The organism is Streptomyces sp. NBC_00249 (assembly GCF_026342355.1).
GTDB lineage: Bacteria > Actinomycetota > Actinomycetes > Streptomycetales > Streptomycetaceae > Streptomyces.
In genome coordinates this window covers 927,672-950,637 of sequence record NZ_JAPEMV010000001.1, presented here as the reverse complement: position 1 = coordinate 950,637, position 22,966 = coordinate 927,672, and the positions used below count along the sequence as shown (strand labels likewise).

Here is a 22,966-nt window from a genome sequence, read left to right as displayed (position 1 = left end):
CTAGCTGCCGCCCTGCCGCATGCGGTTCAAGGTCTCATCCAAGGTGATGGCCGCATCGATGAGCGCCAGGTGGGTGAACGCCTGCGGGAAGTTGCCGAGCTGCCGGCCCGTCAGGGCGATCTCCTCGGAGTACAGGCCCAGGTGGTTGGCGTACGTCATCATCTTCTCGAGCACGAGCCTGGCCTGATCGGCCCGCCCGGCCCGTGCCAGGGCGTCGACGTACATGAAGGTGCACAGGGAGAAGGTTCCTTCGGAGCCGCGCAGACCGTCGGGCGACGCCTCGGGGTTGTAGCGGTAGACCAGGCTGTCGCTGACCAGCTCCCGGTCCATCGCGTCCAAGGTGGACGTCCACATCGGGTCGTCCGGCGTGATGAAACCCACCGTCGGCATCCGCAGCAGCGACGAGTCGAGCACATCGCTGCCGTAGTGCTGGACGAAGGCCTTGCGGTCGGGGTCCCAGCCCTTCGCCAGGATCTGCCCGTAGATGTTGTCGCGCTCGGCGGCCCAGCGGCCGCTCTCGGCCGGCCGCCCGTGGGCGACCGCCAGCCGCAGCGCGCGGTCGAACGCGACCCAGGACATCACCCGGCCGTAGGTGAAGTGCTGGCGCCCGCCGCGGGTCTCCCACAGCCCCTCACCGGCCTGGTCCCAGTGGTCCACGAGCCAGTCCAGCAGGGTGCGCAGCGATGTCCAGCCCTGGATGTCCAGGTGGATGCCGTGCTGGTGGGCGAAGGAGATGCTGTCGAGTGCCTCGCCGTAGATGTCCAGCTGCAACTGGGTCGCCGCGCCGTTGCCTATGCGCACCGGGGCGGATCCCTGGTATCCCTCCCAGTGATCCAGGGTCTCTTCGTAGAGATCGGAGGAACCGTCCACCCGGTACATGATGTTCAGCGGTCCGGTGTCGGTGTTGCTGCCGGCCTTCTCCTTCACCCGGTCGCCCAGCCAGCCGATGAATGCCCTCGCCTCCTCCGTGAACCCCAGTCCCAGCAGCGCGTACACGGAGAAGGACGCGTCACGGATCCAGGTGAACCGGTAGTCCCAGTTCCGTTCGCCGCCCAACTGTTCCGGCAGGCCCGCCGTGGGGGCGGCCACCAGGGCGCCGCTGGGTGCGTACGTCATCAACTTCAGCGTCACGGCGGAGCGTTCCACCATCTCGCGCCATCGGCCCGTGTACCGGGACTGGTGGAGCCACGACCGCCAGAACTGCCTGGTGTCGTCGAAGAGCTCCTGGAACTCGGCGACGCGGATCTCGCGCGGCGGCCCCTGCGCGGCCGACTCCATGACCAGACCCCGCTGTTGTCCGGCCTCGAGCGCGAGCGAGACCCGCAGGTCGTGCTCGCCGGTGAGCCTGTGCACCACCCGTTCGTCCTCCGGCTCCCGCACCACGCTGAGGGTGAGTTCCAGGTCGTCCGAGGCGAACACCGCTCCGTTCGTGGTGATGTGCAGTGTGTGGGGCTTGCGGCCGTAGTCGAACCGTGGGGCTATGTCGATCTGGAACGTCATGCTGCCGCGTACGCACCGGAGCATGCGGACCAGGCAGTGGCGGTCCGTGGCTGTCGTTCCGGTCACCGGCATGAAGTCGACCACCTCGCCGGCACCGGACTCGGTCATGAATCGCGTCACGAGAATCGCGGTGTCCGGCAGGTACAACTGCTTCGTGGTGTACGTCTCGTCCGCCGGTCTGACCGTGAAATGCCCGCCCTTCTCCCAGTCGAGAAGAGCCCCGAACACGCTGGGCGAATCGAATCGCGGGCAGCAGAACCAGTCGATCGTTCCGTCCGTGGTCACCAACGCCGCGGTCTGTAGATCACCGATCAGGCCATGATTTTCGATCAGCGGATAGTCAGCCATGGGAGAACCCCTTTCGACGCCACCCAGTCAGGTTAAGCGCGGAATTCACGGCGAGCCCGGCGAGCCGGCTGCCTCTGCATCTGCCGGGAATCGCCTTTAGCATGGGAACGCACGAACTGGATGTTCAGGCCGCGTTGCACCGCCGAATCCGGAGGCTGCCCGTGCTGTCGAACCTTGCGCCGCACGCGAGCCGGCGATGATGTCCTGGGCGGCGCGCTTCCGGCTGCGGCAGTACGCCAAGGCAAGCCTGTGGATCATCCCCCTGATCGGACTCCTGCTGGGGGCGGTGCTCGCCGAGTGGGTTGCCGGTGTGCACAGGGCGGGCTGGCTGCCGGACGACTGGCAGTACTCCGCGACGACTGCGAGCACTGTGCTCAGCTCGGTCGTCGGATCCATGGTCGCGCTGCTGGGGTTCGTCGTGACGATCGGGGTACTCGTCGTCCAGCAGGCCACCGGAACGCTGTCCCCGCGCTACATGCGCCTGTGGTACCGCGACCGGCTGCAGAAGGCCGTCCTGGCCACGTTCACCGGAACGTTCGCGTACGCCTTTTCCCTGTTGCGCAAAATCGAGTCGGACACCGTCCCCGACCTGGGGGTGACCCTGTCCGGCGTGGCCGTCTCCGTCAGCCTCATGCTTCTGCTGATCTACCTCAACCGGTTCACCCACAACCTCCGGCCCGTGGCCATCGCGGACCTGGTGGGGCGCTTGGGTGAGAAGGTGCTCATCCGTGCGACGGAACGCATCCACCGCTCCTCGGCACGCGACGAGGCTTCCCTGCCGCCTGCCGGTCCGGTGACCCACATCCGGTCCGAACGGGGCGGAGCCATCCAGGCGTTCGACGCGGCGGGGTTGATCGCCACCGCCGTCCGCCACGACTGCGTCCTCGTCCTGGCCCACCAGGTCGGCGACTTCGTACCGCCCGGCACCACCCTCGTCGAGGCCCACGGCTCCGCGCGGGCGCCCGACCCACGGCGGGTGACCGGGCTCGTCGCCCTCGGAACCGAGCGCACCATCGAGCAGGATCCCGCCTTCGCCCTGCGCATCCTCGTCGACATAGCCATCCGTGCCCTCTCTCCCGCCGTGAACGACCCCACGACCGCCGTGCAGGTGCTCAACCACATCGACACGTTCCTGCACGTGGTCGGCCGGGCCCGGCTCCGCGGCCGGTACGTGCTCGCCGACGACGAGGGCCGGCCCCGGCTGGTGGTGCCGGGCCGCGACTGGGAGGATTACCTGCTGCTCGGCGTCACCGAAATCCGTGAGTACGGGGCCACGTCCCTCCAGGTGTGCAGGCGGCTCCGCGCGCTGCTGGACGACCTGCTCGAAACCCAGCCGGCCGAGCGTCTGCCGGCGGTACGCGCGGAGCTTGCCCTCCTCGAGGAATCCGTCCGGCGGGCTTTCACCGACCCCGCCCGCCGCGCCAGCGCGCAGACGGCCGACCGGCAGGGTATCGGCGGTGGGCGGCGGCCCCGGAGCGAGCCCTCCCGATGAGCCGCTCACTCCTTCGCAAGCGCACCGCTCGCCTCGCTTCGCCGGCCATGCTCGATGCCCCCGCCGCGACGTGCCTCGTCGTGGACGAAGCCGCGTGGCGGCCCGGTCGGCGCGTTCGTCCGAACAAGACCGCTCCGCGCCGCGGAATGCCCGTGGTGTCCCCGCATCCGCCGCGCCCCTTGAGAGCGTCGTCATTGAGCCGGTGAGTCGTCATGGCCATGCCCGGTTTCATCCGATCAGCGCAGGTCCGAGCCGCGGAGCAGCTCCACCAGGCCGGTATGGGGGGCAGGTTCCAGCCAGGAGGGGCGGGCGCACGCCCGGCCAGGAGCGCCCCCAGTCCTCAGCCCGAGACGGCCTCGGCCCAGCCGCGGTTGACGGTCTCTCTCGCCTTCTCCCTCTGCGCCTCCGTCGGAAACGTCGGAGCGCCCTCGACCGTCGGCAGTTTCTCCGCGGCGGCCTTGTCGAGGGTGCCGTCCTTCTCCATGGCGTCCATGAGGACGGGGCGTGCATAGGCGCCGAGCCGGACGTTCTGGCCCTCCGGGCTGAAGACGTACTCCTGCCACAGACGTGCCGCCGCGGGGTGCGGGGCGTCTTTGTTCACCCCGTTCGCGTAATACTGGGCGAAGCTGCCGTCGAAGGGGATGGCGGTCCGCCAGTCGACGTCCGCGCCCTTCTCGCGGAATTCGTCGGCGTATCCGAGGTTGAGGAAGTCCCAGTCGATGCTGATGGGGGTCTGGCCCTTGGCGATCGTGTCCGGTGAGGATTCGGCCGGGTTGAAGTTGCCGTTCTTGCTGAGCTCGGCGAAGAAGTCGATGCCGGGCTGGATGTCGTCGAAGGAACCCCCGTTCGCCAGGGCTGCCGCATACACGCCGGCGAAGGCGGAGCCGGACTTGGTGGGGTCGCCGTTGAGCGCGACCTGGCCCTTGTACTCGGGCTTGCGCAGATCGGCGAAGGTCGAGGGGCAGGTCTTGACGCGCTTGGCGTCGCAGCCGATCGAGATGTAGCCGCCGTAGTTGTTGTACCAGCGGGCCCGCGGGTCCTTCTGTTTCTCGGGGATCTCGTCGTACGGGGCGACCTCGTACGGAGCGAGCAGGCCCTGCCGGGCCGCGGACTGCGCGAACGAGCCCCCCACGTCGATCACGTCGGGGGCGCGGCCTCCGCCCCTGTGCTCCTTCAGGGCGTTGATCTCGTCCTGGCTGGTACCTTCCGGGTTCTCCACCGTGACCTTGATCCCGTACTTCTTCTCGAAGCCGTCGATCAGTGCGCCGTAGTTGGCCCAGTCCCTCGGGAGCGCGATCGTGTTGAGCGCGCCCTCCTTCTTCGCCTCTGCCGTCAGTGCGGCCATGCCGCCGGCGTCCGGGGCGGAGGTGGCCACCGAGGGTGCTCTGGGCGCGGCGGCGGGCTTGTCCGCGCAGGCGCCGAGGGGCGCCGCCGCGAGGGTCAGGCAGATGGCGAGGGAGGCTGTCCGGACACGGGGTGCGGGCACAAAGGCTCCATAACGGGCGGTCGCGTACTGATCGAGGCCAGCGTACGTTCGGCGGCCTCGGCAGCGCAGTCCCGGACCGTGGTGTCCGCCGTCTTCCCTGCGGCTGCCGTACCGGCGCGTTCTCAGAACCCCTCGTCGTCCCACCCGGCCAAGAGCGCCTCCCCGAGATCCATTGCGGGCAGTGCAGCCCCGTCGTGGAGGGCCTGCTCGCTCCAGATGATCTTGCCGCGGGCGGTGTAGCGGGTGCCCCAGCGCTCGGCGAACTGCGCGACGAGGAACAGGCCGCGGCCGCCCTCGTCGGTGTCCGCGGCCCGGCGCATGTGCGGGGAGGTGCTGGACCCGTCGGAGACCTCGCAGACCAGGCTGCGGTCGTACAGCAGCCTCACCCGGATGGGCTCGGTGCCGTAGCGGATGGCGTTGGTCATCAGCTCGCTGAGGATGAGTTCCGTGGTGAAGGCGATGTCCTCCAGGCCCCAGTCCGCCAGTCGGCGGGAGCAGGCGTTGCGCACCGGGGACACCGCCGCAGGTTCGGGGGACACGTCCCACTCGGCGATCCGCGAGGGGTCCAGTCGGCGGGTGCGGGCCACCAGCAGCGCGACGTCGTCGCTGGGCCTGGTGGGCAGCATCGCGTCGATCACCGCGGTGCAGGTTTCCTCCGGGGTACGGGCGGGCCCGGCCAGGGCGGCACGCAGCGCTGCCAGGCCCGCGTCCGGATCGCGGTCGCGGCTCTCGATCAGCCCGTCGGTGAAGAGTGCCAGCCGGGAGCCCTCGGGCAGGGTGACCGTCATGGTCTCCATGGGCAGGCCCGCGCCCAGGCCCAGTGGCGGGGAGACCGGCACCTCGGGGAAGGACACGGTTCCGTCGGGGCGGACCAGAGCGGGGCCCGGATGCCCGGCGGTGGCGGCAGCCACCTGCCCCGAGACGGGATCGTAGATGGCGCACAGGCAGGTGGCTCCGGTGATCCCCTGCCACTCCTGCTCGTCGGTGTCGATGTGCGTGACCAGCTCGTCCAGGTGGCTCAGCAGCTCGTCCGGGGGCAGGTCGAGGGTGGAGAAGTTGTACACGGCGGTGCGCAGGCGGCCCATGGTGGCGGCGGCGTGCAGACCGTGGCCGACGACGTCGCCGACCACCAGGGCCACCCGGGTGCCGGGCAGCGGGATGACATCGAACCAGTCACCGCCCACCCCCGCCTGGGCGGCCAGATAGCGGTGAGCGACCTCGACGGCGGACTGCTCCGGTACACCCCGGGGCAACAGGCTGCGCTGCAGGGTGACGGCCATGTTGTGCTCGCGGGTGTAGCGGCGGGCATTGTCGACGGACAGTGCCGCCCGGGCGGTCAGCTCCTCGGCGAAGGACACGTCCTCCTCGTCGAACGGTGGGGAGTCCTGCCCCCGCCAGTAGCCGGCCATCCCCAGCACCACACCCCGGGCCCGCAGGGGCACGACGATCAGGGAGTGGAGGCCGTGGTCCAGGATCTGCAGGGCGTTGGCCTGGTTCTGGGCCCGCCAGTGATGGGTGGCGCGCAGGTCCGCCTCCAGGACCGCATGGCCGCCGGCCAGCCCGGCGGCCATGGGACCGGTGGGAGCGAACCGGATCAGCTCGCCGACGGGGGAGAGCGGGTGGTCGCCCCGAAGGCCGACGACGGCGGTGCGGCGCATCTCGGTGTTCACTTCGGGCGGCTCCTCGCCGCGCAGCACCGGGTCCAGCAGGTCGACCGTGACCACGTCGGCGAACCGAGGGACCGCCATCTCCGCCAGTTCCTCCGCGGTGCGGTCCACGTTCAGCGTCGTTCCGACCTGCACCCCCGCGTCGTAGAGCAGCTTCAGCCGCTCGCGGGCCACCTCGGCCCTGCCGGTGAGGGCCCGCAGCTCGGTGGTGTCCCGCAGCGTGACGACGGTCCCGGCCTGCCCGTAGGGGGCGGTGGGCCGGATGTTCACCGCCAGCAGCCGATCGGCTGCCATGTGGAGCTCGTCGGTCGCGGAAAGGCCCGATGCGATCGGCTCGGCGATCCCCTCCTCCAGGCCCAGCCCCGTGACGGGGAGTCCTTCCGCGTCCGCCGGCAGGTTCAGCAGCCGCCGCGCCTCGTCGTTGGCCAGCAGCAGCCGTCCACCGCCGCCGACGATCAGTACGCCCTCTCGCACCGCGTGCAGCACCGCGTCGTGGTGCTCGTACATCCTCGTCATCTCGGCGGGTCCCAGGCCGTGGGTCCGGCGCAGCAGCCGACGGCTCACCAGAGCCGTCCCGCCCGCGGACAGGGCGAGCACCGCGGCTGCGCTGCCGAGGACGACCGGCAGCTGCCGGTTCACCATGCTCTGGACGTTCTGGACCGTGACCGGGGAGGAGACGATGGCGATGACGCGGCCGGTGGCGTCCTTGACGGGGACCACCGAGACCACGGACTGCCCCAGGGACCCCTCGAACGTCTCGGTGAAGGATGTGCCGGCCGCCGCCTTGGAGAAGGGGCCGACGACGTGCTTCCCGATCTGTCGCGGGTCACTGTGGGTGAGGGTGCGCCCATCGAGCGTGTACACGTTGATGCCGTCGACCCCGGCGATCTCCCGGGCCGCCTCGGCGCTCGGCTGTAGCACCGCGCTCGGATGGGGGCTGCGCAGGGCCGCGATGATGCCCGGAGATTCGGCGAACGTTCCGGCGGCGGCGAGCGTACGGTGCCGGGCGTCCAGCATGGCGTCGCTCCGGGCCTGCACCACGAGCGCCACCACCGCGGCGGCGACGAGAAGCACCACGACGGCCAGTTGCAGGAGGAACACTTCGCCGGCCACGCTGCGCACGCTCAGCAGGGAGGACAGACCTTGCGGCCGCCGCGCCCTTCCCTTGGGGGGCTGGGCGTGCTCCTGCTGCTCCTGGTGGTGTCCTGAGCGGGGACGCCGAGGGAGAGAGGAAGAGCTCGTGGTCGAGCCGAGCAGCCGACGCCGGAAATATCCAAGGAGGTCGCTCACTACTCCAGTTTCCAACCTCTATGGGCCGTCGGCAGCGGGGAGCGACGGTCGCCGAGCAGTAGCGATCCGGGCCGCCGTCACGCCGGTGTGGATCCCACGCCCACGTGCGGTGCGGGAAGGCGTGCTGGTTCAGCGAAATGAGGGGTGGACGAGCTCAACCACGTGCCGGCCGGCCGCCTGGCAGGTCGGGGAGACAGTTACCAGTGAGTTTCCCCGAGGCGGTAACGGCGGGGGAAGACGATCCACTCGTCGTGGAATTCGACGAGGACGGCAGTGGCCAGACGACTGACGGCGGCGGTGTTGGGGAAGACCTGGACGACGTCGGACCGTCGCTTGATCTCCCGGTTCAGCCGTTCGAGGGGATTGGTGGACTGGATCTTCTTCCAGTGCTGGTGCGGGAAGTCCGCGAAGGCGGTCAGGTCCTCCTTCGCCTCGACGAGCACGCTTTGACCTTCGGAAACTGCCCGCCGGTCTGCGACGGTGTCGAGGTGGGCCCTGACCGTTTCGGCGGTGGGCTGGGCGAAGAGGGTGCGGATGGTCGCGGCGACCATCTCCGCGGAGCCTTTGGGGATCACGGAGAAGACGTTGCGGACGAAGTGGACGCGGCAGCGCTGCCAGGAGGCTCCGATCATGACCTTCCGGATGGCTTTGACCAGGCCGCTGTGACTGTCGGAGACCACGAGGCGGACGCCGGTCAGGCCACGTTCCCGCAAGTGACGCAGGAACTGGCTCCAGAAGGCCTCGGTCTCGCTGTCGCCGACCATCACGCCGACGACTTCGCGGCCGCCGTCTTCGGTGACGTCGGCCCTTGGGGACCAGTTGGGGACCAGCGCCCACGTCGATGGGCGCACAGCATGTACGTATGTGCACGCTGTGCACCCTGAGATTGTGGTGTATGTCAGGATTTTTCCTCCGACCCATCGATCTGGGGGTCAAGGGGTCGCAGGTTCAAATCCTGTCGTCCCGACTCGAAAGAGTCGTTGTATCGAGGGGCCGTTTCGGAGCAATCCGAAACGGCCCCTCGGTCGTTCCCGGGACGGGCACGCGCGCCCCGGTGGCCGGTGCGCGCGTGGGGGCGTGGGGGCGTCAGACGATGCCCTCGGCGATCTCCGCCTGTTCCCGGCTGTTCCCGTACGCGGACGGGGTTCCGTACGAGCGGCGGGCGGTGTACCACCAGGCGCTGGCCAGGACCAGGACCACCGCCAGGGCGATCACCGCGTAGTTCATGGAGTCGATGGTGACCGGCGACTTCTGCGGCAGGCAGAACAGCACGGTGACGACGGCCACCCAGACGACGGCGGTCCACCCGATCGGCTTGCTCCAGCGGCCCAGGCTCCAGGGGCCGGGCGTGAACCGGTCGCCGGCGCGCAGGCGCAGGTAGATCGGGATGGCGTAGGCCGGGGTGATGCCGATGACGTTGATGGCGGTCACGGCCCCGTAGGCGGTGGCGGACCACAGCGAGGGCAGGGCCAGGACGCCCGCGACGACCACCGACAGCCAGACGGCCGGGACGGGCGTCTGCGTACGGCTGCTGACCTTGCGCCACAGGGCCGATCCGGGGAGCGCGTTGTCGCGGCTGAAGGCGAAGACCATGCGGCTGGCGGCGGCCACCTCGGCGTTGCCGCAGAAGAGCTGCGCGACGATGACGACGAGCAGCAGGGCGGTGGCGCCGCCGGAGCCCAGGGCGTCGAGGAAGATCTGGGCCGGGGGGACACCGGTGCTGCTGCCCTGGACGGCCGCGTAGTCCTGGATGGCGAAGGTGAGGCCCGCGAGCAGCGCGAACCCGGCGATCCAGGAGACCCAGATGGCCCGGACGATGCCCTTCGCGGCGGAGACGGAGGCGTTGGAGGTCTCCTCCGAGAGGTGCGCGGAGGCGTCGTACCCGGAGAAGGTGTACTGGGCGAGCAGCAGGCCGACGGCCGCCACGTAGAACGGGTTGGCCCAGCCGGTGTCGTTGACGAACTCGGTGAAGACGAACGACGCCGACTGGTGGTGGTCGGGGACGAAGGCCAGCGCGCCGACGATCACGGCGACGCCGCCCAGGTGCCACCACACGCTGACGGAGTTGAGCACGCTGACGAGGCGGACGCCGAAGAGGTTGAGCACGGCGTGCAGCAGCAGGATGCACAGGAAGATCAGGAAGGTCGAGCCGGGGGTCGGCACGAAACCGAACTGGAGGTTGAGGAAGGCGCCGGTGAACAGGGCTGCGCCGTAGTCGATCCCGGCGATGGCGCCGAGCAGGCCGAGCAGGTTGAGCCAGCCCGTGTACCAGCCCCAGCGGCGTCCGCCGAGCCGGTCCGCCATGTAGTAGAGCGCCCCCGAGGTGGGGTAGGCGCTGGTCACCTCGGCCAGGGCGAGACCCACGCAGAGCACGAAGAGGCCTACGCCGACCCAGCCCCACAGCATCACGGCCGGACCGCCGGTGCCCAGGCCGAAGCCGTACAGGGTCATGCAGCCGGACAGGACGGATATGACCGAGAAGCTGATGGCGAAGTTGCCGAAGCCGCCCATCCGGCGGGCGAGGACGGGCTGGTAGCCGAGCTCCCTGAGTCTTTCCTCCTCGTCCTGCCGGGGCGGTGCCTTGCTGTCCTGGCGGGCGGTCGGCGCTGTTCGGGACATGGGGAGGTACCTCCGGGGGTTCGTGGAGCGCGGGGACGGGGGTGGGGGAGCGGGGGCGGGAAGCAGGGGCGGGGCGCCGGGGCCGCGGGGGAGCGGAGGTCAGCCCCGGCCGGCCAGGCTGCGGGACCTGGCCCGCAGGAAGACCTCCAGGGCCAGTTCCTGGTCGGCGGGGTCGCGGGTGCGGTAGGCCCACGGCAGGGTGGTCCAGTACCGGTCGACGGCGTCGAAGACCTGGGCCGCCTCACCGAACCGGTTGGCCCCCCACAGGGCGTGGGCGAGGTGGTTCAGGTCGAGCGGGGACGCGCGGCGCGGGTCGGCGTACCGGAACCAGGTGTCCAGGGCGCGGCCGGCGTCGCGGACGGATTCCTCGGCGACCCAGTGGAGGTCGAGGGCCCGCTCCTGGCCGCGTTCGCGGCGGTAGCGTTCGATGCTCAGGTAGAGCGGCAGGAGGTGGACGGCGGAGCCGGGCGGCGCCGAACCGGCTGCCCAGTGCACGAAGTTGGCGGCCTCCGTGAGCGGTCCCGGCGTGCCCGCGCACACGAACTGGAGCATCCGGTGGTACGCCTCGCGGTTGTGCGGGTCGCGCTTGTCGGCCTGCGCGAGGATGCCCCAGGGGCCGGGCGGCAGCATCAGGCCGGGCGGCGGGAGCCGGTGCTCGTCCATCGAGCGGTGTTCGTCGAGGAGGGCGAGGGCGAGGAGGCAGATCCAGGGCACGGGGTCGGCCGGGCTGAGCTCGGCGGCGTCCCGGCAGGCCGTCCACGCCTCCTGCCACAGCTCGTGCGTACGGGGGTGGCGCGCACGGTGGGCGCGGACGGCGCGTTCGACGGTGACGCGGGTGTGCATGACGGACGCGGTGACGCTGTGCGGCTCCTCGGTCCGCCAGGCCTGGACGACGTCCGATCCGGCGGCGACGGCGGCGAGGACCTGGGTGCGCTGGGTCCACAGCCCCCAGTCGTCCGTGCGGTCGAGTAGCCGCGCCATCGACAGCCAGCGGCCGGTGCGCAGGTCCTGCACGGCGACGCGCAGTTCGTTGTCGTGGCCGGCGGGGTGGTAGACGGGCCGGAAGTCGCCGCCCGCCATCACCTCGTCCTGGTCGGCGGGTGGCCGGGGCGGGCGCGTCTTGCGGTGGTCGTGGTCATCGGTCCTCGTATCGCATGGCTTCGCGCCTGGTGATCGGCGATCACTATAGAGCGAGTGCGACCGTTAGGGTCGTGGATCTTTCAAATGCAACTATCAAGCCACGTACGGCATATGAATTCACGTCAGAACGACGGTCGCCCGCGCGGACGGATCTTGACGGGCGACGCGTGCTGGTGGAGGCTTCCGAGCGACCTTCACGCATGCCGACACCAGGGACGGAGTGGTGATGACGGGCCCGGTGCTCGCTGTGGACCAGGGCACCTCGGGAACCAAGGCCCTCGTCGTCTGTCCCGTACGCGGGGTCATCGGCTCCGCCTCGGCCCCCGTACGGCCCCGCTACCTGCCGGGCGGCCGCGTGGAGGTGGACCCCCGCGAGCTGCTGGACTCGGTCGTCGACGCGGGGCGCGCCGCCCTGGCCGCGGCCGGCGAACCGGTGGTGGCCGTGGGCCTGGCCAACCAGGGCGAGACCGTACTCGCCTGGGACCCGGCGACCGGTGGGCCGCTGACCGACGCGATCGTCTGGCAGGACCGCCGCGCCGAGCAACTGTGCACGGAACTCGCCCCACGGGCCGAGGAGTTGAGGCAGCGGACCGGGCTGCCGCTCGACCCGTACTTCGCCGCGCCCAAGATGGCCTGGATACGCCGCAACCTGACCCGGCGGGGAGTCGTCACCACCAGCGACGTCTGGCTGGTGCACCGGCTCACCGGCGCCTTCGTCACCGACGCGGCCACCGCCGGCCGCACCCAGCTCCTCGACCTCGACACCGTCGACTGGTCACCGCAGGCGCTCGACGCCTTCGGCCTCACCGGCGAGCGGCTGCCGGACGTCGTCGACGCCGACACCCGCGTCGGGACCACCACCGCCTTCGGGCCGCCGCTGCCGCTGACGGGGCTGCTCGTCGACCAGCAGGCTGCGCTGCTCGCCCAGCGCGTCACCGAACCCGCCTCCGCCAAGTGCACCTACGGCACCGGGGCGTTCCTCCTCGCACAGACCGGCTCGGCCCCCCGGCGCAGCACCTCCGGGCTGGTCGGCTGCGTCGCCTGGCGGCTCGGCGGGCGGACCAGCTACTGCCTGGACGGGCAGGTGTACACGGCCGCCTCCGCCGTGCGCTGGCTCACCGACCTCGGCGTGCTCTCCGGCGCCGAGGACATCGACACCGTCGGAGGGAGCGCCCCGGACGCCGGCGGCGTCACCTTCGTCCCCGCGCTCGCCGGGCTCGCCGCCCCGTGGTGGCGGGGCGACCTGCGGGGTTCGGTCACCGGCCTCGGCCTCGACACCACCGCCGGACACCTGGTGCGCGCGCTGTGCGACGGCATAGCCGCCCAGGTGGCCGAGCTCGCCGACGCGGTCGCCGCCGACCTGGGCGCACCGCTGGCCGCCCTGCGCGTCGACGGCGGACTGACCCGGTCCGCGCTGCTCATGCAGGCCCAGGCCGACCTGCTGCAGGTCCCCGTCGAGGTCTCCGCCCTGCCCGACGCCACGGCGCTGGGCGTCGCGGCGGTCGCCCGGCTCGGCCTCGACCCCTCGCTCACCGTGCACGAGGCCGTCCCGGAGTGGAAGCCGTCCGCCGTCTACGAGCCGAGGGCCGCCTCCGGGGACGCGGCGGAGCGCCGCGCACGGTTCCGCACGGCCGTGTCGGCCCTGCTGGTGCTGTGACCGTCACCACCGGCGGCCCGCTGCCCGGCGGTGCGGGCGACCCGTACGACGTGACGGTCGTCGGGGCCGGTGTGGTGGGCACGGCCATCGCCCGCGAACTGGCCCGGCTCCCGCTGCGGACCGCCCTCCTCGACGCCTCCGACGACGTCGGCAACGGCACCTCCAAGGCCAACACCGCGATCCTGCACACCGGTTTCGACGCCGTGCCCGGCTCCCTGGAGTCCCGGCTCGTCCGGCAGGGGCAACGGCTGCTCGCCGCGTACGCCGCCGACAGCGGCATCCCGGTGGAACCGCTCGGGGCGCTGCTCGTCGCCTGGAACGAGGAACAGCACGCGGCGCTCCCGGGCCTCGCCGACAAGGCCGTCCGCAACGGCTACCGCTCCGCGCGGATCCTGGAGGCCGCGGAGGTACGGGCCCGCGAGCCGCAGCTCGGGCCCGGCGTGCTCGGGGCGCTCCACGTGCCGGACGAAGCGATCGTCTGCCCCTGGACGACCACCCTCGCCTACGCGACGCAGGCCGTACGGGCCGGCGTCGACCTGCACCTCAACTGCCCGGTGCGGTCGGTGGCCCCGGGCGGGCCGGGCGCTCCGCACGTCCTGGCCACCGGCCGCGGACCGCTGCGCACCCGCCACCTGGTCAACGCGGCGGGCCTGTACGCCGACGAGATCGACCGGCTGCTCGGGCACGCGGACTTCACCGTGACGCCCCGGCGCGGCCAGCTGATCGTCTTCGACGAACTCGCGCGCGGCCTCGTACGCCACGTCCTGCTGCCGGTGCCGGACGCGCGCGGCAAGGGCGTACTGGTGACACCCACCGTGTACGGGAACGTGATGCTCGGCCCGACCGCCGAGGACCTGAACGACAAGACGGCCACCGGCTCGACCGCCGAAGGACTCGCGCTGCTGCGGGACAAGGGCCGGCGGATCCTGCCCGCGCTCCTGGACGAGGAGGTCACCGCCGTCTACGCCGGGCTGCGGGCCGCCACCGGCCAGGAGGACTACGCGATCCGCGCACATCCCGCACAGCGGTACGTGAGCGTCGGCGGGATCCGCTCCACCGGGCTGACCGCCTCCATGGCGATCGCCGCGCACGTGCTGGAGCTGCTCGCCGACGGCGGCCTGCCGACGGCCGGCGCGCGGGAGCTGGAACCGGTGCGGATGCCGAACCTCGGCGAGGCCTTCCCCCGGCCGTACCGCGACGCGGCGCTGATCGCGGCGGACCCGGAGTACGGCCGGATCGTCTGCCACTGCGAGCGCGTGACCCGCGGGGAGATCCGCGACGCGCTCGCCGGGACCGTCCCGCCCGGATCCCTGGACGGCCTGCGGCGGCGCACGCGCGCCCGGGGCGGCCGCTGCCAGGGCTTCCACTGCGGGGCCGCCGTCCGCGCACTGTTCGAGGAGGTCCGCCGGTGACGCCCGCGCACCGTACGGACGCGCTGGTCGACGTACTGGTCGTCGGCGCCGGGCCCGCCGGACTGGCCCTGGCCGCCCGGCTGGCGCGGGCGGGCGCCGGGCGGGTCGAGGTACTGGAACGCGAGCAGGACGCGGGCGGGATGCCGCGCCACCTCCACCACGGCGGCTTCGGCAGGCCGCCGCGCCCCTGGCTCCGGGGCCCCGAGTACGCGCGGCGGTCGCTGCGGGCGGCCCTCGCCGCCGGGGCCGCGGTCCGTACCGGCGTCACCGCCACCGGCTGGGCCGGCCCGCTGTCCCTGGAGACCACGAGCCCGGCCGGCCTGGAGCGGATCACGGCCCGCGCCGTGGTCCTCGCCACGGGCGCCCGCGAACGCCCCCGCAGCGCCCGGCTGGTGCCCGGCTCCCGCCCGCAGGGCGTACTGACCACCGGGGAACTGTTCCGGTCGGTCCACGGGTACGGTCTGCCCGTCGGACGGCGGGCCGTGGTGGTGGGCGCCGAGCCGGTGGCCCGCCACGCCGTGGCCACGCTCCGGAGGGCGGGCACGGAGGTGGTGGCGGTGGTCACCGAACGCCCGCGCGCCGCCGCCGTGCCCGGGGTCCCGCTGCTCACGGCTACGACGGTCGGCGAACTGCGCGGCCGGGGCCGGCTGACGGGCGTGGCCGTACGCCACCGGGACGGCCGGTCCGGGGTACTCGCCTGCGACACGGTGGTGTTCACCGGCGACTGGATCCCCGATCACGAACTGGCCCGGCGCGGCGGCGTCCCCCTGGACCCCGGCACCCGGGGCCCGCGCGTGGACGCCTCCTTCCGTACGCCGGAGCCGGGCGTCTTCGCCGTCGGCAACGCCCTCCACGGCATCGAACGCGCCGCCACCGCCGCCGGGGAGGGCGCCGCCGCGGCGGCCCCGGTCCTGGAGCACCTGGCGGGCGCCCCCTGGCCGCGGCCCGGCCCGCCCCTGGAGGTCCGCTCCCCCCTGCTGTGGGTGACGCCGAACCGGCTCACGGGCACCGCCGGGCGGCCGCTGCTGCTGCGCTCCGGGGAGCCGTCGAGCGGCCCGGTGGTGCGGGTGGTCCAGGACGGCCGGCTCCTGTGGCGGCGCCGGGTCCTGGCCCCGGTGTCCCCGTCCCGGTCGCTGCGGCTGCCGCCGGGCTGGACGGCCCGCGTCGACCCGGACGGGGGCCCGGTCGTCCTGGACATCGGCTGACGCGGACACCCGCGGCGGCGTTCCCGTCAGCCGCCGGCGACCGAGGTCCGCCGCTCCTGCATCTCCCGGATCGGGTGCTCCTGCACGTCCCGCACCAGGTCGAGGAAGCGCGGGTCGCCCACGGCCCGCAGCAGTTCGGCGCCGCCCACCGGCGCGGCGGTCCCCGCGGCCTCGTCCGAGAACACCGTGAGGGTGACGGTGCCGCCCCGGTAGGAGAACCGTACGAGGGGGCTCGGCAACTGCGGAGAGCCGCTGTTCAAGACGATCGCCGGTGTGCCGTCCGGCAGCGCGGCCTGCTGGCAGTTCGCGAAGGCCGGCATGCCCGCGCAGGTCAGGGCGGTGTCGGCGTCCGGCGGCCGTACCGACAGGGCGACCGGGAAGACCTTGCCGTCCCGGGTCTCGCCCTGGAAGCGCAGCACGGTGTGCTCGACCGGCCGGACCAGCCCGACCGAGTCCGGCAGCAGGGCGTCCAGCAGGACCGCCGCCCGCTGCTGGTACTGCTCCCGGCGCTGCTGCTCGGCGGGCGCGAGCGGCGCCCTGGACGGCTCGTCGTCGCCGGTGGGTTCGACCCGCACCGGCGTGCGGTACGGCTCGGGGACCGGTGAGGGGGTGGTCGTCGCGGCCGGGCGCACCGTGGTGGCGCCCCCGGCGCCGCGCGGCAGCATCGAGGAGCCGAACAGGGCGGCGCCCGCGACGCAGGCCACCGCGGCGGCGACCGCGAGCCGGGTGCGGGCCCTGCGGCGCCGCCCCTGGGCGACGGCCCCCGGCAGGAGGTCGTGCGGGGGCGGCAGCTGCGCCACGGCGTGGTCCATCACGTCCCTGACGAGCAGGGCGCTCCGGCGGTCTTCGTCCTGGTGGTTCTGGTGGTCCTGGCGGTCCTGGTGGTTTCCCATGGCGGTTCCTCAGCTCCCCGTGGCGTAGATGTGGGCCTCGCCCAGTTCGCTGCGCAGCCGTGCCAAGGACCGCGAGCACTGGCTCTTGACCGTGGACTCGCTGCACCGGAGGAGTTCGGCGACGGACTCGACGCTCTGGTCCTCCCAGTACCGCAGCACGACCATGGCCCTGGCCCGCGGCGGCAGCCCGGCCAGCGCCGACAGCAGGGTCACCCGCAGGTCGGCGTTCTCCGGGGCGGGCCGGGGGTCGGGGCGGGCGTGCGCCAGCAGGTCTCGCAGCCGGCGCCGCCGCTCGGCCAGGTAGGTGCGGGTCAGCACGGTCCTGGCGTAGGCGTCCAGGTGGTCGGCGGCGCTCGCCCGCCGCCAGTGCTGGAACATCTTGGCGAGGGTGGTCTGCGTCAGGTCCCGGGCCGTGTCCGCGTCCCCGCACAGCAGGTAGGCGGTGCGGTACAGCCGTGTCTGACTCGCCCGGGCAAAGCTCTCGAAGCTGTCGGGCACGTGCGCGCCCTCCGGTGCTCCGGAGCCCCGGCCGTTCTCCGGCATCTGCTCTCCTTGTCCGCGGCCCCTTGCGCGGGGCCCTGTCCTTACACCCCACTTCAGAGCGCTGCCGCGCGGAAAAGGTTGAAAGCCTCTTTCGGTGGAGGTCCGCGGCGGTGGAGGTCCCCGGCTGTGGTGGCCCGCACCGGTGGAGGCCCGCACCGTACCCCGCTCGGCGTCCGGGCTCGAACCAGCCCATACCCGGTCGACGGGTGGAAGACGGACGAACGACGGACGCATGACGAAGAGGGGCGAAACCCTACGGTCCCACTCGAACTTCGGTCTCGGAGCGGTCAGTAGGCGGCAAGTCCCCCACCCCCCGCCCTGGTTGTGGCAGAGCGGCATTGACACGGTAGGGCTGCCGCGTGTCATCGTCGAAAAAGTTGCTGTTCAGCGACGTTGTACGGGTTCGCCCCAGCTGCCGGTCACGGTGCTCGCCAGGCCGGCCGGCATCCGCTCGCGGGGCGGGCCCGGGCACAGGGGGCGATGGAGGAACGCTCGATGAAGAAACTCGTCATGCCCGCGGAGCCGCTACGGGACGGGGCGCGCGCCCGGCGCCGCCCGGCCCGGCTGCCAGGAGACCGGTAGCGGCCCCCGATCCCTCCGCACGGCGGTCCCGTGCACACGTCGGCGCCCGCGCGCCCGCCGACGTACCGACAGCCGGACCCACGGCGCAGACCACGCCGTTCCGGCCCGTCCGATCCATCGGCCGTTCGACCCGCGGCCTTGAAACAGGGAGCAGTCATGAGCGTCACGGCAGAGCCGGTGACCGAACTCCACCACCTCACCCTTGACGCCCTGCGCGACCAGGCCCAGCAGCTCGCCGAGATGGCGGGCAGACTGTTCGAGCAGGAGCGCACCACCACGGTGGCGCCGTCCGGAACCGGCGAACACCAGGCGGCGACCACCGAATCGGTCGCTGCGCACATCGTCCACCAGGCAGGGCACCGGTCGGTCATTGCCCAGTCGAGCTACTCCGCAGGACCGTACGAGTACGGCGACCTCCTGCTCAACAAACTGCACGCCCAGCTGCTCGCCCGGGGCAGCGAGGTCCGCATGATCCTCCCGAGCCGGCTGCTCGGCGACGAAGAAGCCTTCGAGCAGCTCTGCGAACTCTCCCACCTCGGCGCCGAGATCCGCCTCTCGCCGCACGAACTGCCCACCGCCACCGTCTTCGACGGCCGGCTCGCCCTGCTCGACGGCGCCGGGGGGCGCTCCCAGGGCATGGCGGTGGTCCGCGACCTGGACACCGCCAAGGCGATGGCGGTCCTGCACAACGCCGTGTGGGACGCCGCCGTGGACCTCACCGCCGTGGGCGGCGGCTGGACCGAGGGGGAGAACGCGTTACGGGTCCTGCGGACGCTCAGCCAGGGCCACACCGACGAGGTCGCGGCCCGCGACCTCGGGCTGTCCGTGCGGACCTACCGCCGGCACATCGCCTCCCTGATGAACCGCCTGGAGGCGACGTCCCGCTTCCAGGCCGGGGTGCGCGCCGCGCAGCTCGGGCTCATCGACCCCGCCGAACAATGACCCGTGCGGCAGTGATTTCCCCCTGACCCGGCAGCACCCTGCCAGAGGGGTGAAAGGCCTCCTCCGATCCCGGAACTCCGGGCGGAGGGGGCCTTTTCGCCGTCCGGCCGGGTCGTCGGTCAGCGGTGGCACGGGGTGTCATGATGCTGCCAATGCGTCCCCGGAATGGCACGTTCATGATGAGGCGCCCAACACCCCCTTCCCTCCTGCCTATTCTCGAAGAGTGAACGGAGATCGCACCGGAGGAAACCCTCCCGGTAGCGGACCAGGACGCGGAGGAAGGCAGAGATGAAACTCGACGAAAAAGCGATGGGGTTATCCGATTCCGTGGCCAAGGAGGGCCTCCCGCAAGCGGGACGGCACAACATCGTCGGTTTCTTCCCGGGACTCGGCAGCCGCGCCGCATACCAGAACCTCGGCCGTTTCCTCCTCGACAGCGGAATGCCGGAAGTCGCCGGAATCTACGAGGACGGCGCCCGGGCACTCGGATTCCCCGGCCGGCCGGAGCGGCTCCTGACGGCCCCGGAGAACATGCCGGAGGGAAAGCTCGCACAGCAGGGCTTCATCGGGGCGGCGTTCCTGGTGCACAACCTGGCCCTGCACGCCTACCTGCGGGCCACGGCGGCCCGCGCCGGCCTCCCCCTGACCTTCTCCGCCTACACCGGCGAGAGCTTCGGCGTCCTGGCCTCCGCGGTGGCCAGCGGCTCCCTCTCCGTCGCGGACGGCGTCCGCATCGCCCGGGCCTTCACCCCGCTCATGCTGGTGGCCGCCCAGGGCGAGGGATCCGCCGAGCCCCTCGCGAGGGAACTGGCCGCCTACCTCCCCGACACCGCCCGGGGCGGGGCCCTGGTGCCGGAACCCTCCCACGTGGTCGCCCTGAAGGGCGGCCCCGAGGACCTCGCCGCCCTCCTGGCGGCCGTCGGGAGCACGTATCCCACCACCGACGTGGAAGTGCACAAGCTGTACTCCCCCCGGCAGGTGAACGTCTACGTCCGGCTCGGCGCCAAAACACGGTTCGACCTGTTCATGAAGGACTTCCCGGCCATCGAGACGGAAGAGCTCAAAGCTCCGACCACGTTTCTGGCCCATTCCGAGCGGATGCTGTCCGTCCGCCGCGCACTGGCACGTTTCATCGAGGAGAACGTCATCATTTTCAAGAACCCTCACACCCCGGTGGTCTCGAACAACGACGCGGGCCTGCTCGCCGTCGGATCGGACATCAGGAACGCGGTCCTGGCGATGACCGACGAAGTCATGGCCTCCCGGACCACCGCCGAGATCCTGAAAAGCCTCGACGCCGACATGATCCTGGAACTCGGACTGGGAAAGAAGTCCCTGCAATTGCTGGCCGACAACAACGTAGAGGCGCCCTCGATGTCGTACACCGGTGAATTCACGGAGACCGACCTGCTCCTCGGCTCCGTCCAGCTGATGAACGGCCTGACGCGGGAGATGGACCGGCTCCGCGAGGAGGGCGGAACCCTGGCGCAGCAGCACTACGACACCCTCCGCAGCCTCCTGCGCATGGCGGCGAAGAGCCCCTTCTTCGAGAAGTACCTCTACCGGACCATGAGCCGCGTCATCACCCGGGAGATGCTCCAGTCCGAGCGGGACGGATCACCGGCCTTCCACCGCTTCCTGGAGGTCTTCCAGCACACCTTCAACCACCGCGACGCCGTCGACGTCGACCGGGGCGAACTGGTCCTCCAGGCACGGCTGAAGAAGCGGATCGACGGAGATCCAGACACCCTCGGCCAGGCCTACACCGAGCTCAAGGTGCTCGACGTCGAGGGCCGCGTCTCCGAGCGAGCCTCCACCGACGTCAAGCAGCCCGAGGTGGTGGTCCTCCACTTCGCCCGGCCCTCCGGCCCGGGCCAGGAGGACCTGGCCCGCGAGGCGCGCCTGCTCCTGGACACCCACGCCCCGGCGTCCGGGATCCTCGACCGGCTGCCCGGGGGCCCGCCGGGCGAGGGGACCGCGGAGAGCGGGATCGCGTACCAGTACACGCTGTTCCAGCTGCTCCGCAAGCACCGGCCCGCCGTCTTCGCCCAGAGCGACTACTTCGTCGAGGGCGCCGACCCCACGGGCTGGCTGGTCGCCCTCGCCGCCGCCGAGGCCGTCCCCCTGGCCGACGCCATGGCCCTGGCCGGCGCGTACGAACGGGCGGGCGCGGGATCGCAGGAGGCACGGGCAGCCCTGGAGCGGTTCCTGACCTCGCTGCGCAAGTCCGAGGTCCCCGTCATCTCACCCGAAGGCATCCCCCTGCAGTCCCGCAAGGACCTGGAGGCCGGCACCCGCGCCGTCTTCACCGACGACGCCCTCGACACCCCCGTCCGCCGGATCCACCTCAACGGGCACACCCAGATCCTCTCCCTCGGATCACCCCTGGACCCCGCCGGCGTGGACACCGGGCCCTACCGCAAGGACGTCATCTCCCTGCTCGTCCCGGCCGAGATCCGGGAGCGGCGCGCCCACCCCGGCCTCGACGCCTTCGAGGACCGCTCCGTCCTCAGCCTGACCCCCGAGAACGAGAAGGTGCTGCGCTACGCCCAGGGCCGCCGGCTCCTGCGCAGCACCGTCTACTCCTACATCCACGCCGGGGAGCAGATCGTCGGCTTCGGCGCCGGCGGCAGCGAGTCCATGACCATCTTCATCAAGCGGGAGGGGGACGAGGAGGTAACCGTCCGCAAGATCCTCAGCGAGGCCCTGACCACCGCCAACTGGAACCCCGAGGGCGAGGGCGTGATGCTGCCGCCCTTCGCCAAGGCCCGCAAGCAGGCGGAGTACCTCCAGGCCCTGCCCGATTCGGTACGGCGCAACTTCCCCGAGGTCGGCGAGATCCTGGAGCGCGACATCCCCGTCCCGGAGCACCTGCGCAAGGACGGCAGGGCCACCGACCGGGAGGTGATCTACGAGATGAGCTACGTGAAGGGCGAGGAGGTCAGCCGGTTCGTCGAGAAGCACTCCCCGCCGCCGGCCGTGATCGCCCGGCTGTACGAGGAGATCTTCAAGGTCCTGAACGAGGAGGTGCACTCCGTCAACCGGGTCCCCGCACCCGGTGAGACCGTGGACGTCTCCTACTTCCAGAAGATCGAGGACCGGCTCGCGCTCAGCCGCCGCACCGCCCCCGTCACCTTCGGCCCGCAGCTCCTGGACACCCCGCAGATCGTCATCAACGGCGTCTCCTACCTCAACCACACGGCGCTGCTGGAGCGCTTCCGGGAGCACCCGGAGTACCTGGAGGTCCTGGAGCCGCGGTTCCACTCCCTGGTCATGGGCGACACCAACACCGAGAACATCAAGATGGCCGACCCCGAGCCGCTGCTCCGCGCCCAGCGGCTGATCGAGGAGGGTGCGCCGCAGACGTGGATCGACGCGGCGCTGGAGGCCGTCACCGCGGAATCCCTGGGCATCAAGTTCCTCGACCCGCGTTCCATCGGATTCAAGACCGACGGCCGCGACACCCGCGACGACCCGATGTACGACAACAAGCCCTGGCACAATTCCGTCGGCCACTACGACGAGATCCACTTCGAGCGGTTCAACCTGCGGGTCCTCACGGGCGAGGACACGACTCCGCACGTCGACATCGAATTCCACGAGGGGAATCCGTACCAGAAGGCCTACCAGGTCAGGGATGTGACGGCCGCCGGCGCCGAGGTCGACACCACGGCCGCCCCGCGCGGAATGGAGGACCATTTCGCTCCCGTCATGACCGCCGCGTACGGACTGGACGACCCGGAATCCCCGTACGTCAAGGACGACCCCTACTGGCTCATCCGCTTCGTCTTCATGATGGGCAGCCACTTCACCGCGATGCCGCCCTTCCACTTCCAGGCCGAGCTGGACGGGACGCTGACGGACACCTACCAGACGCAGCGCCGCCCCGTGGCGATCTACTGCGAGGGCATCAAGTGGCTCAACTGGGCCCTGGAGATGCTGGAGGGCGACCGGGACGAGTTCCTGGGCCTCACGGTCCCGCCGCTGCCCTACGTCACCCGCGGCCACGCCCTGATCAGCCTGCGGTTCGGCGACGCCGGCCGGGGCCGGCTCCGGAGCACGGCGGCGGCGTAGGGCGGTCCCCCGGTGGAGCCCCGCGGATCGCGGGGCTCCACCGGGGGTCAGGCGGAACCCCAGTTTCAGATGCGAGTGTTCCTAGTGGTTTCAGGTCGGCGCCCCCGCGGGCGCCA

13 protein-coding genes and 1 pseudogene are annotated in these 22,966 nt (G+C 71.6%); 6 read left to right on the top strand and 8 right to left on the bottom strand.

The window, feature by feature from the left end; genetic code table 11:
- On the bottom strand, positions 1-1,848 hold the full coding sequence (locus tag OOK31_RS04155; protein WP_267010945.1) for a glycoside hydrolase family 15 protein: 1,848 nt from the start codon (positions 1,846-1,848) through the stop codon (positions 1-3).
- 199 nt (positions 1,849-2,047) lie between these two features.
- On the opposite strand from OOK31_RS04155, the gene OOK31_RS04150 reads away from it, so the two are divergent.
- The gene (locus OOK31_RS04150) at positions 2,048-3,340 is read left to right on the top strand and encodes a DUF2254 domain-containing protein (RefSeq protein ID WP_267010944.1); all 1,293 of its coding nucleotides are present in this window, start codon (positions 2,048-2,050) and stop codon (positions 3,338-3,340) included.
- A 340-nt stretch (positions 3,341-3,680) separates the two neighbouring features.
- Here OOK31_RS04150 and OOK31_RS04145 read toward each other — a convergent pair whose 3' ends face one another.
- The 5 genes and pseudogenes from OOK31_RS04145 to OOK31_RS04125 all read right to left on the bottom strand — a co-directional run bounded on the left by OOK31_RS04145 (position 3,681) and on the right by OOK31_RS04125 (position 11,482).
- A complete protein-coding gene (locus tag OOK31_RS04145) occupies positions 3,681-4,826 on the bottom strand; it encodes an ABC transporter substrate-binding protein (protein WP_267010943.1) in 1,146 nt (381 codons plus the stop codon).
- A gap of 122 nt (positions 4,827-4,948) precedes the next feature.
- Entirely contained in the window at positions 4,949-7,615 is a 2,667-nt protein-coding gene (locus OOK31_RS04140; protein ID WP_267010942.1) for a SpoIIE family protein phosphatase, read from the bottom strand.
- 365 nt (positions 7,616-7,980) lie between these two features.
- Positions 7,981-8,574: pseudogene (locus tag OOK31_RS04135) on the bottom strand (transposase); the annotation flags it as partial.
- 295 nt (positions 8,575-8,869) lie between these two features.
- Positions 8,870-10,402 carry an amino acid permease gene (locus OOK31_RS04130; RefSeq protein WP_267010941.1) on the bottom strand — a complete coding sequence of 511 codons (1,533 nt, stop codon included), beginning with the start codon at positions 10,400-10,402 and terminating at the stop codon, positions 8,870-8,872.
- A gap of 99 nt (positions 10,403-10,501) precedes the next feature.
- On the bottom strand, positions 10,502-11,482 hold the full coding sequence (locus tag OOK31_RS04125; RefSeq protein ID WP_267010940.1) for a hypothetical protein: 981 nt from the start codon (positions 11,480-11,482) through the stop codon (positions 10,502-10,504).
- A 286-nt stretch (positions 11,483-11,768) separates the two neighbouring features.
- On the opposite strand from OOK31_RS04125, the gene OOK31_RS04120 reads away from it, so the two are divergent.
- The 3 genes from OOK31_RS04120 to OOK31_RS04110 are packed head-to-tail and all read left to right on the top strand — an operon-like array spanning position 11,769 to position 15,816.
- Positions 11,769-13,199, top strand: coding sequence for an FGGY family carbohydrate kinase (locus OOK31_RS04120; protein WP_267010939.1), 1,431 nt, complete (start codon positions 11,769-11,771; stop codon positions 13,197-13,199).
- A complete protein-coding gene (locus tag OOK31_RS04115) occupies positions 13,196-14,611 on the top strand; it encodes an FAD-dependent oxidoreductase (RefSeq protein ID WP_267010938.1) in 1,416 nt (471 codons plus the stop codon). The genes OOK31_RS04120 and OOK31_RS04115 overlap by 4 nt, the downstream gene beginning before the upstream one ends.
- On the top strand, positions 14,608-15,816 hold the full coding sequence (locus tag OOK31_RS04110) for an NAD(P)/FAD-dependent oxidoreductase (RefSeq protein WP_267010937.1): 1,209 nt from the start codon (positions 14,608-14,610) through the stop codon (positions 15,814-15,816). The genes OOK31_RS04115 and OOK31_RS04110 overlap by 4 nt, the downstream gene beginning before the upstream one ends.
- A 26-nt stretch (positions 15,817-15,842) precedes the next feature.
- Here the strand turns inward: OOK31_RS04110 and OOK31_RS04105 are convergent, their stop codons facing one another.
- Both OOK31_RS04105 and OOK31_RS04100 read right to left on the bottom strand, forming a co-directional pair.
- The gene (locus OOK31_RS04105) at positions 15,843-16,709 is read right to left on the bottom strand and encodes a hypothetical protein (RefSeq protein ID WP_267010936.1); all 867 of its coding nucleotides are present in this window, start codon (positions 16,707-16,709) and stop codon (positions 15,843-15,845) included.
- A 9-nt stretch (positions 16,710-16,718) separates the two neighbouring features.
- Positions 16,719-17,252, bottom strand: coding sequence for a SigE family RNA polymerase sigma factor (locus OOK31_RS04100; protein ID WP_267010935.1), 534 nt, complete (start codon positions 17,250-17,252; stop codon positions 16,719-16,721).
- Between the two features lie 738 nt (positions 17,253-17,990).
- Here OOK31_RS04100 and OOK31_RS04095 point away from each other — a divergent pair.
- Complete coding sequence (locus OOK31_RS04095; protein WP_267010934.1) at positions 17,991-18,776, top strand: helix-turn-helix transcriptional regulator; 786 nt, start codon at positions 17,991-17,993, stop codon at positions 18,774-18,776.
- A gap of 309 nt (positions 18,777-19,085) precedes the next feature.
- Positions 19,086-22,850: an ACP S-malonyltransferase gene (locus OOK31_RS04090; protein WP_267010933.1), complete on the top strand. Its 3,765-nt coding sequence runs from the start codon at positions 19,086-19,088 to the stop codon at positions 22,848-22,850.
- The last annotated feature ends 116 nt before the right edge of the window (positions 22,851-22,966 follow it).

Coding starts and splice junctions, on each gene's coding strand:
- OOK31_RS04155 (WP_267010945.1), bottom strand. CDS start 1,848: ATGGCTGACTATCCGCTGATCGAAAATCATGGCCTGATCGGTGATCTA.
- OOK31_RS04150 (WP_267010944.1), top strand. CDS start 2,048: ATGTCCTGGGCGGCGCGCTTCCGGCTGCGGCAGTACGCCAAGGCAAGC.
- OOK31_RS04130 (WP_267010941.1), bottom strand. CDS start 10,402: ATGTCCCGAACAGCGCCGACCGCCCGCCAGGACAGCAAGGCACCGCCC.
- OOK31_RS04125 (WP_267010940.1), bottom strand. CDS start 11,482: ATGGCGGGCGGCGACTTCCGGCCCGTCTACCACCCCGCCGGCCACGAC.
- OOK31_RS04120 (WP_267010939.1), top strand. CDS start 11,769: ATGACGGGCCCGGTGCTCGCTGTGGACCAGGGCACCTCGGGAACCAAG.
- OOK31_RS04105 (WP_267010936.1), bottom strand. CDS start 16,709: ATGGGAAACCACCAGGACCGCCAGGACCACCAGAACCACCAGGACGAA.
- OOK31_RS04100 (WP_267010935.1), bottom strand. CDS start 17,252: ATGCCGGAGAACGGCCGGGGCTCCGGAGCACCGGAGGGCGCGCACGTG.
- OOK31_RS04095 (WP_267010934.1), top strand. CDS start 17,991: ATGAGCGTCACGGCAGAGCCGGTGACCGAACTCCACCACCTCACCCTT.
- OOK31_RS04090 (WP_267010933.1), top strand. CDS start 19,086: ATGGGGTTATCCGATTCCGTGGCCAAGGAGGGCCTCCCGCAAGCGGGA.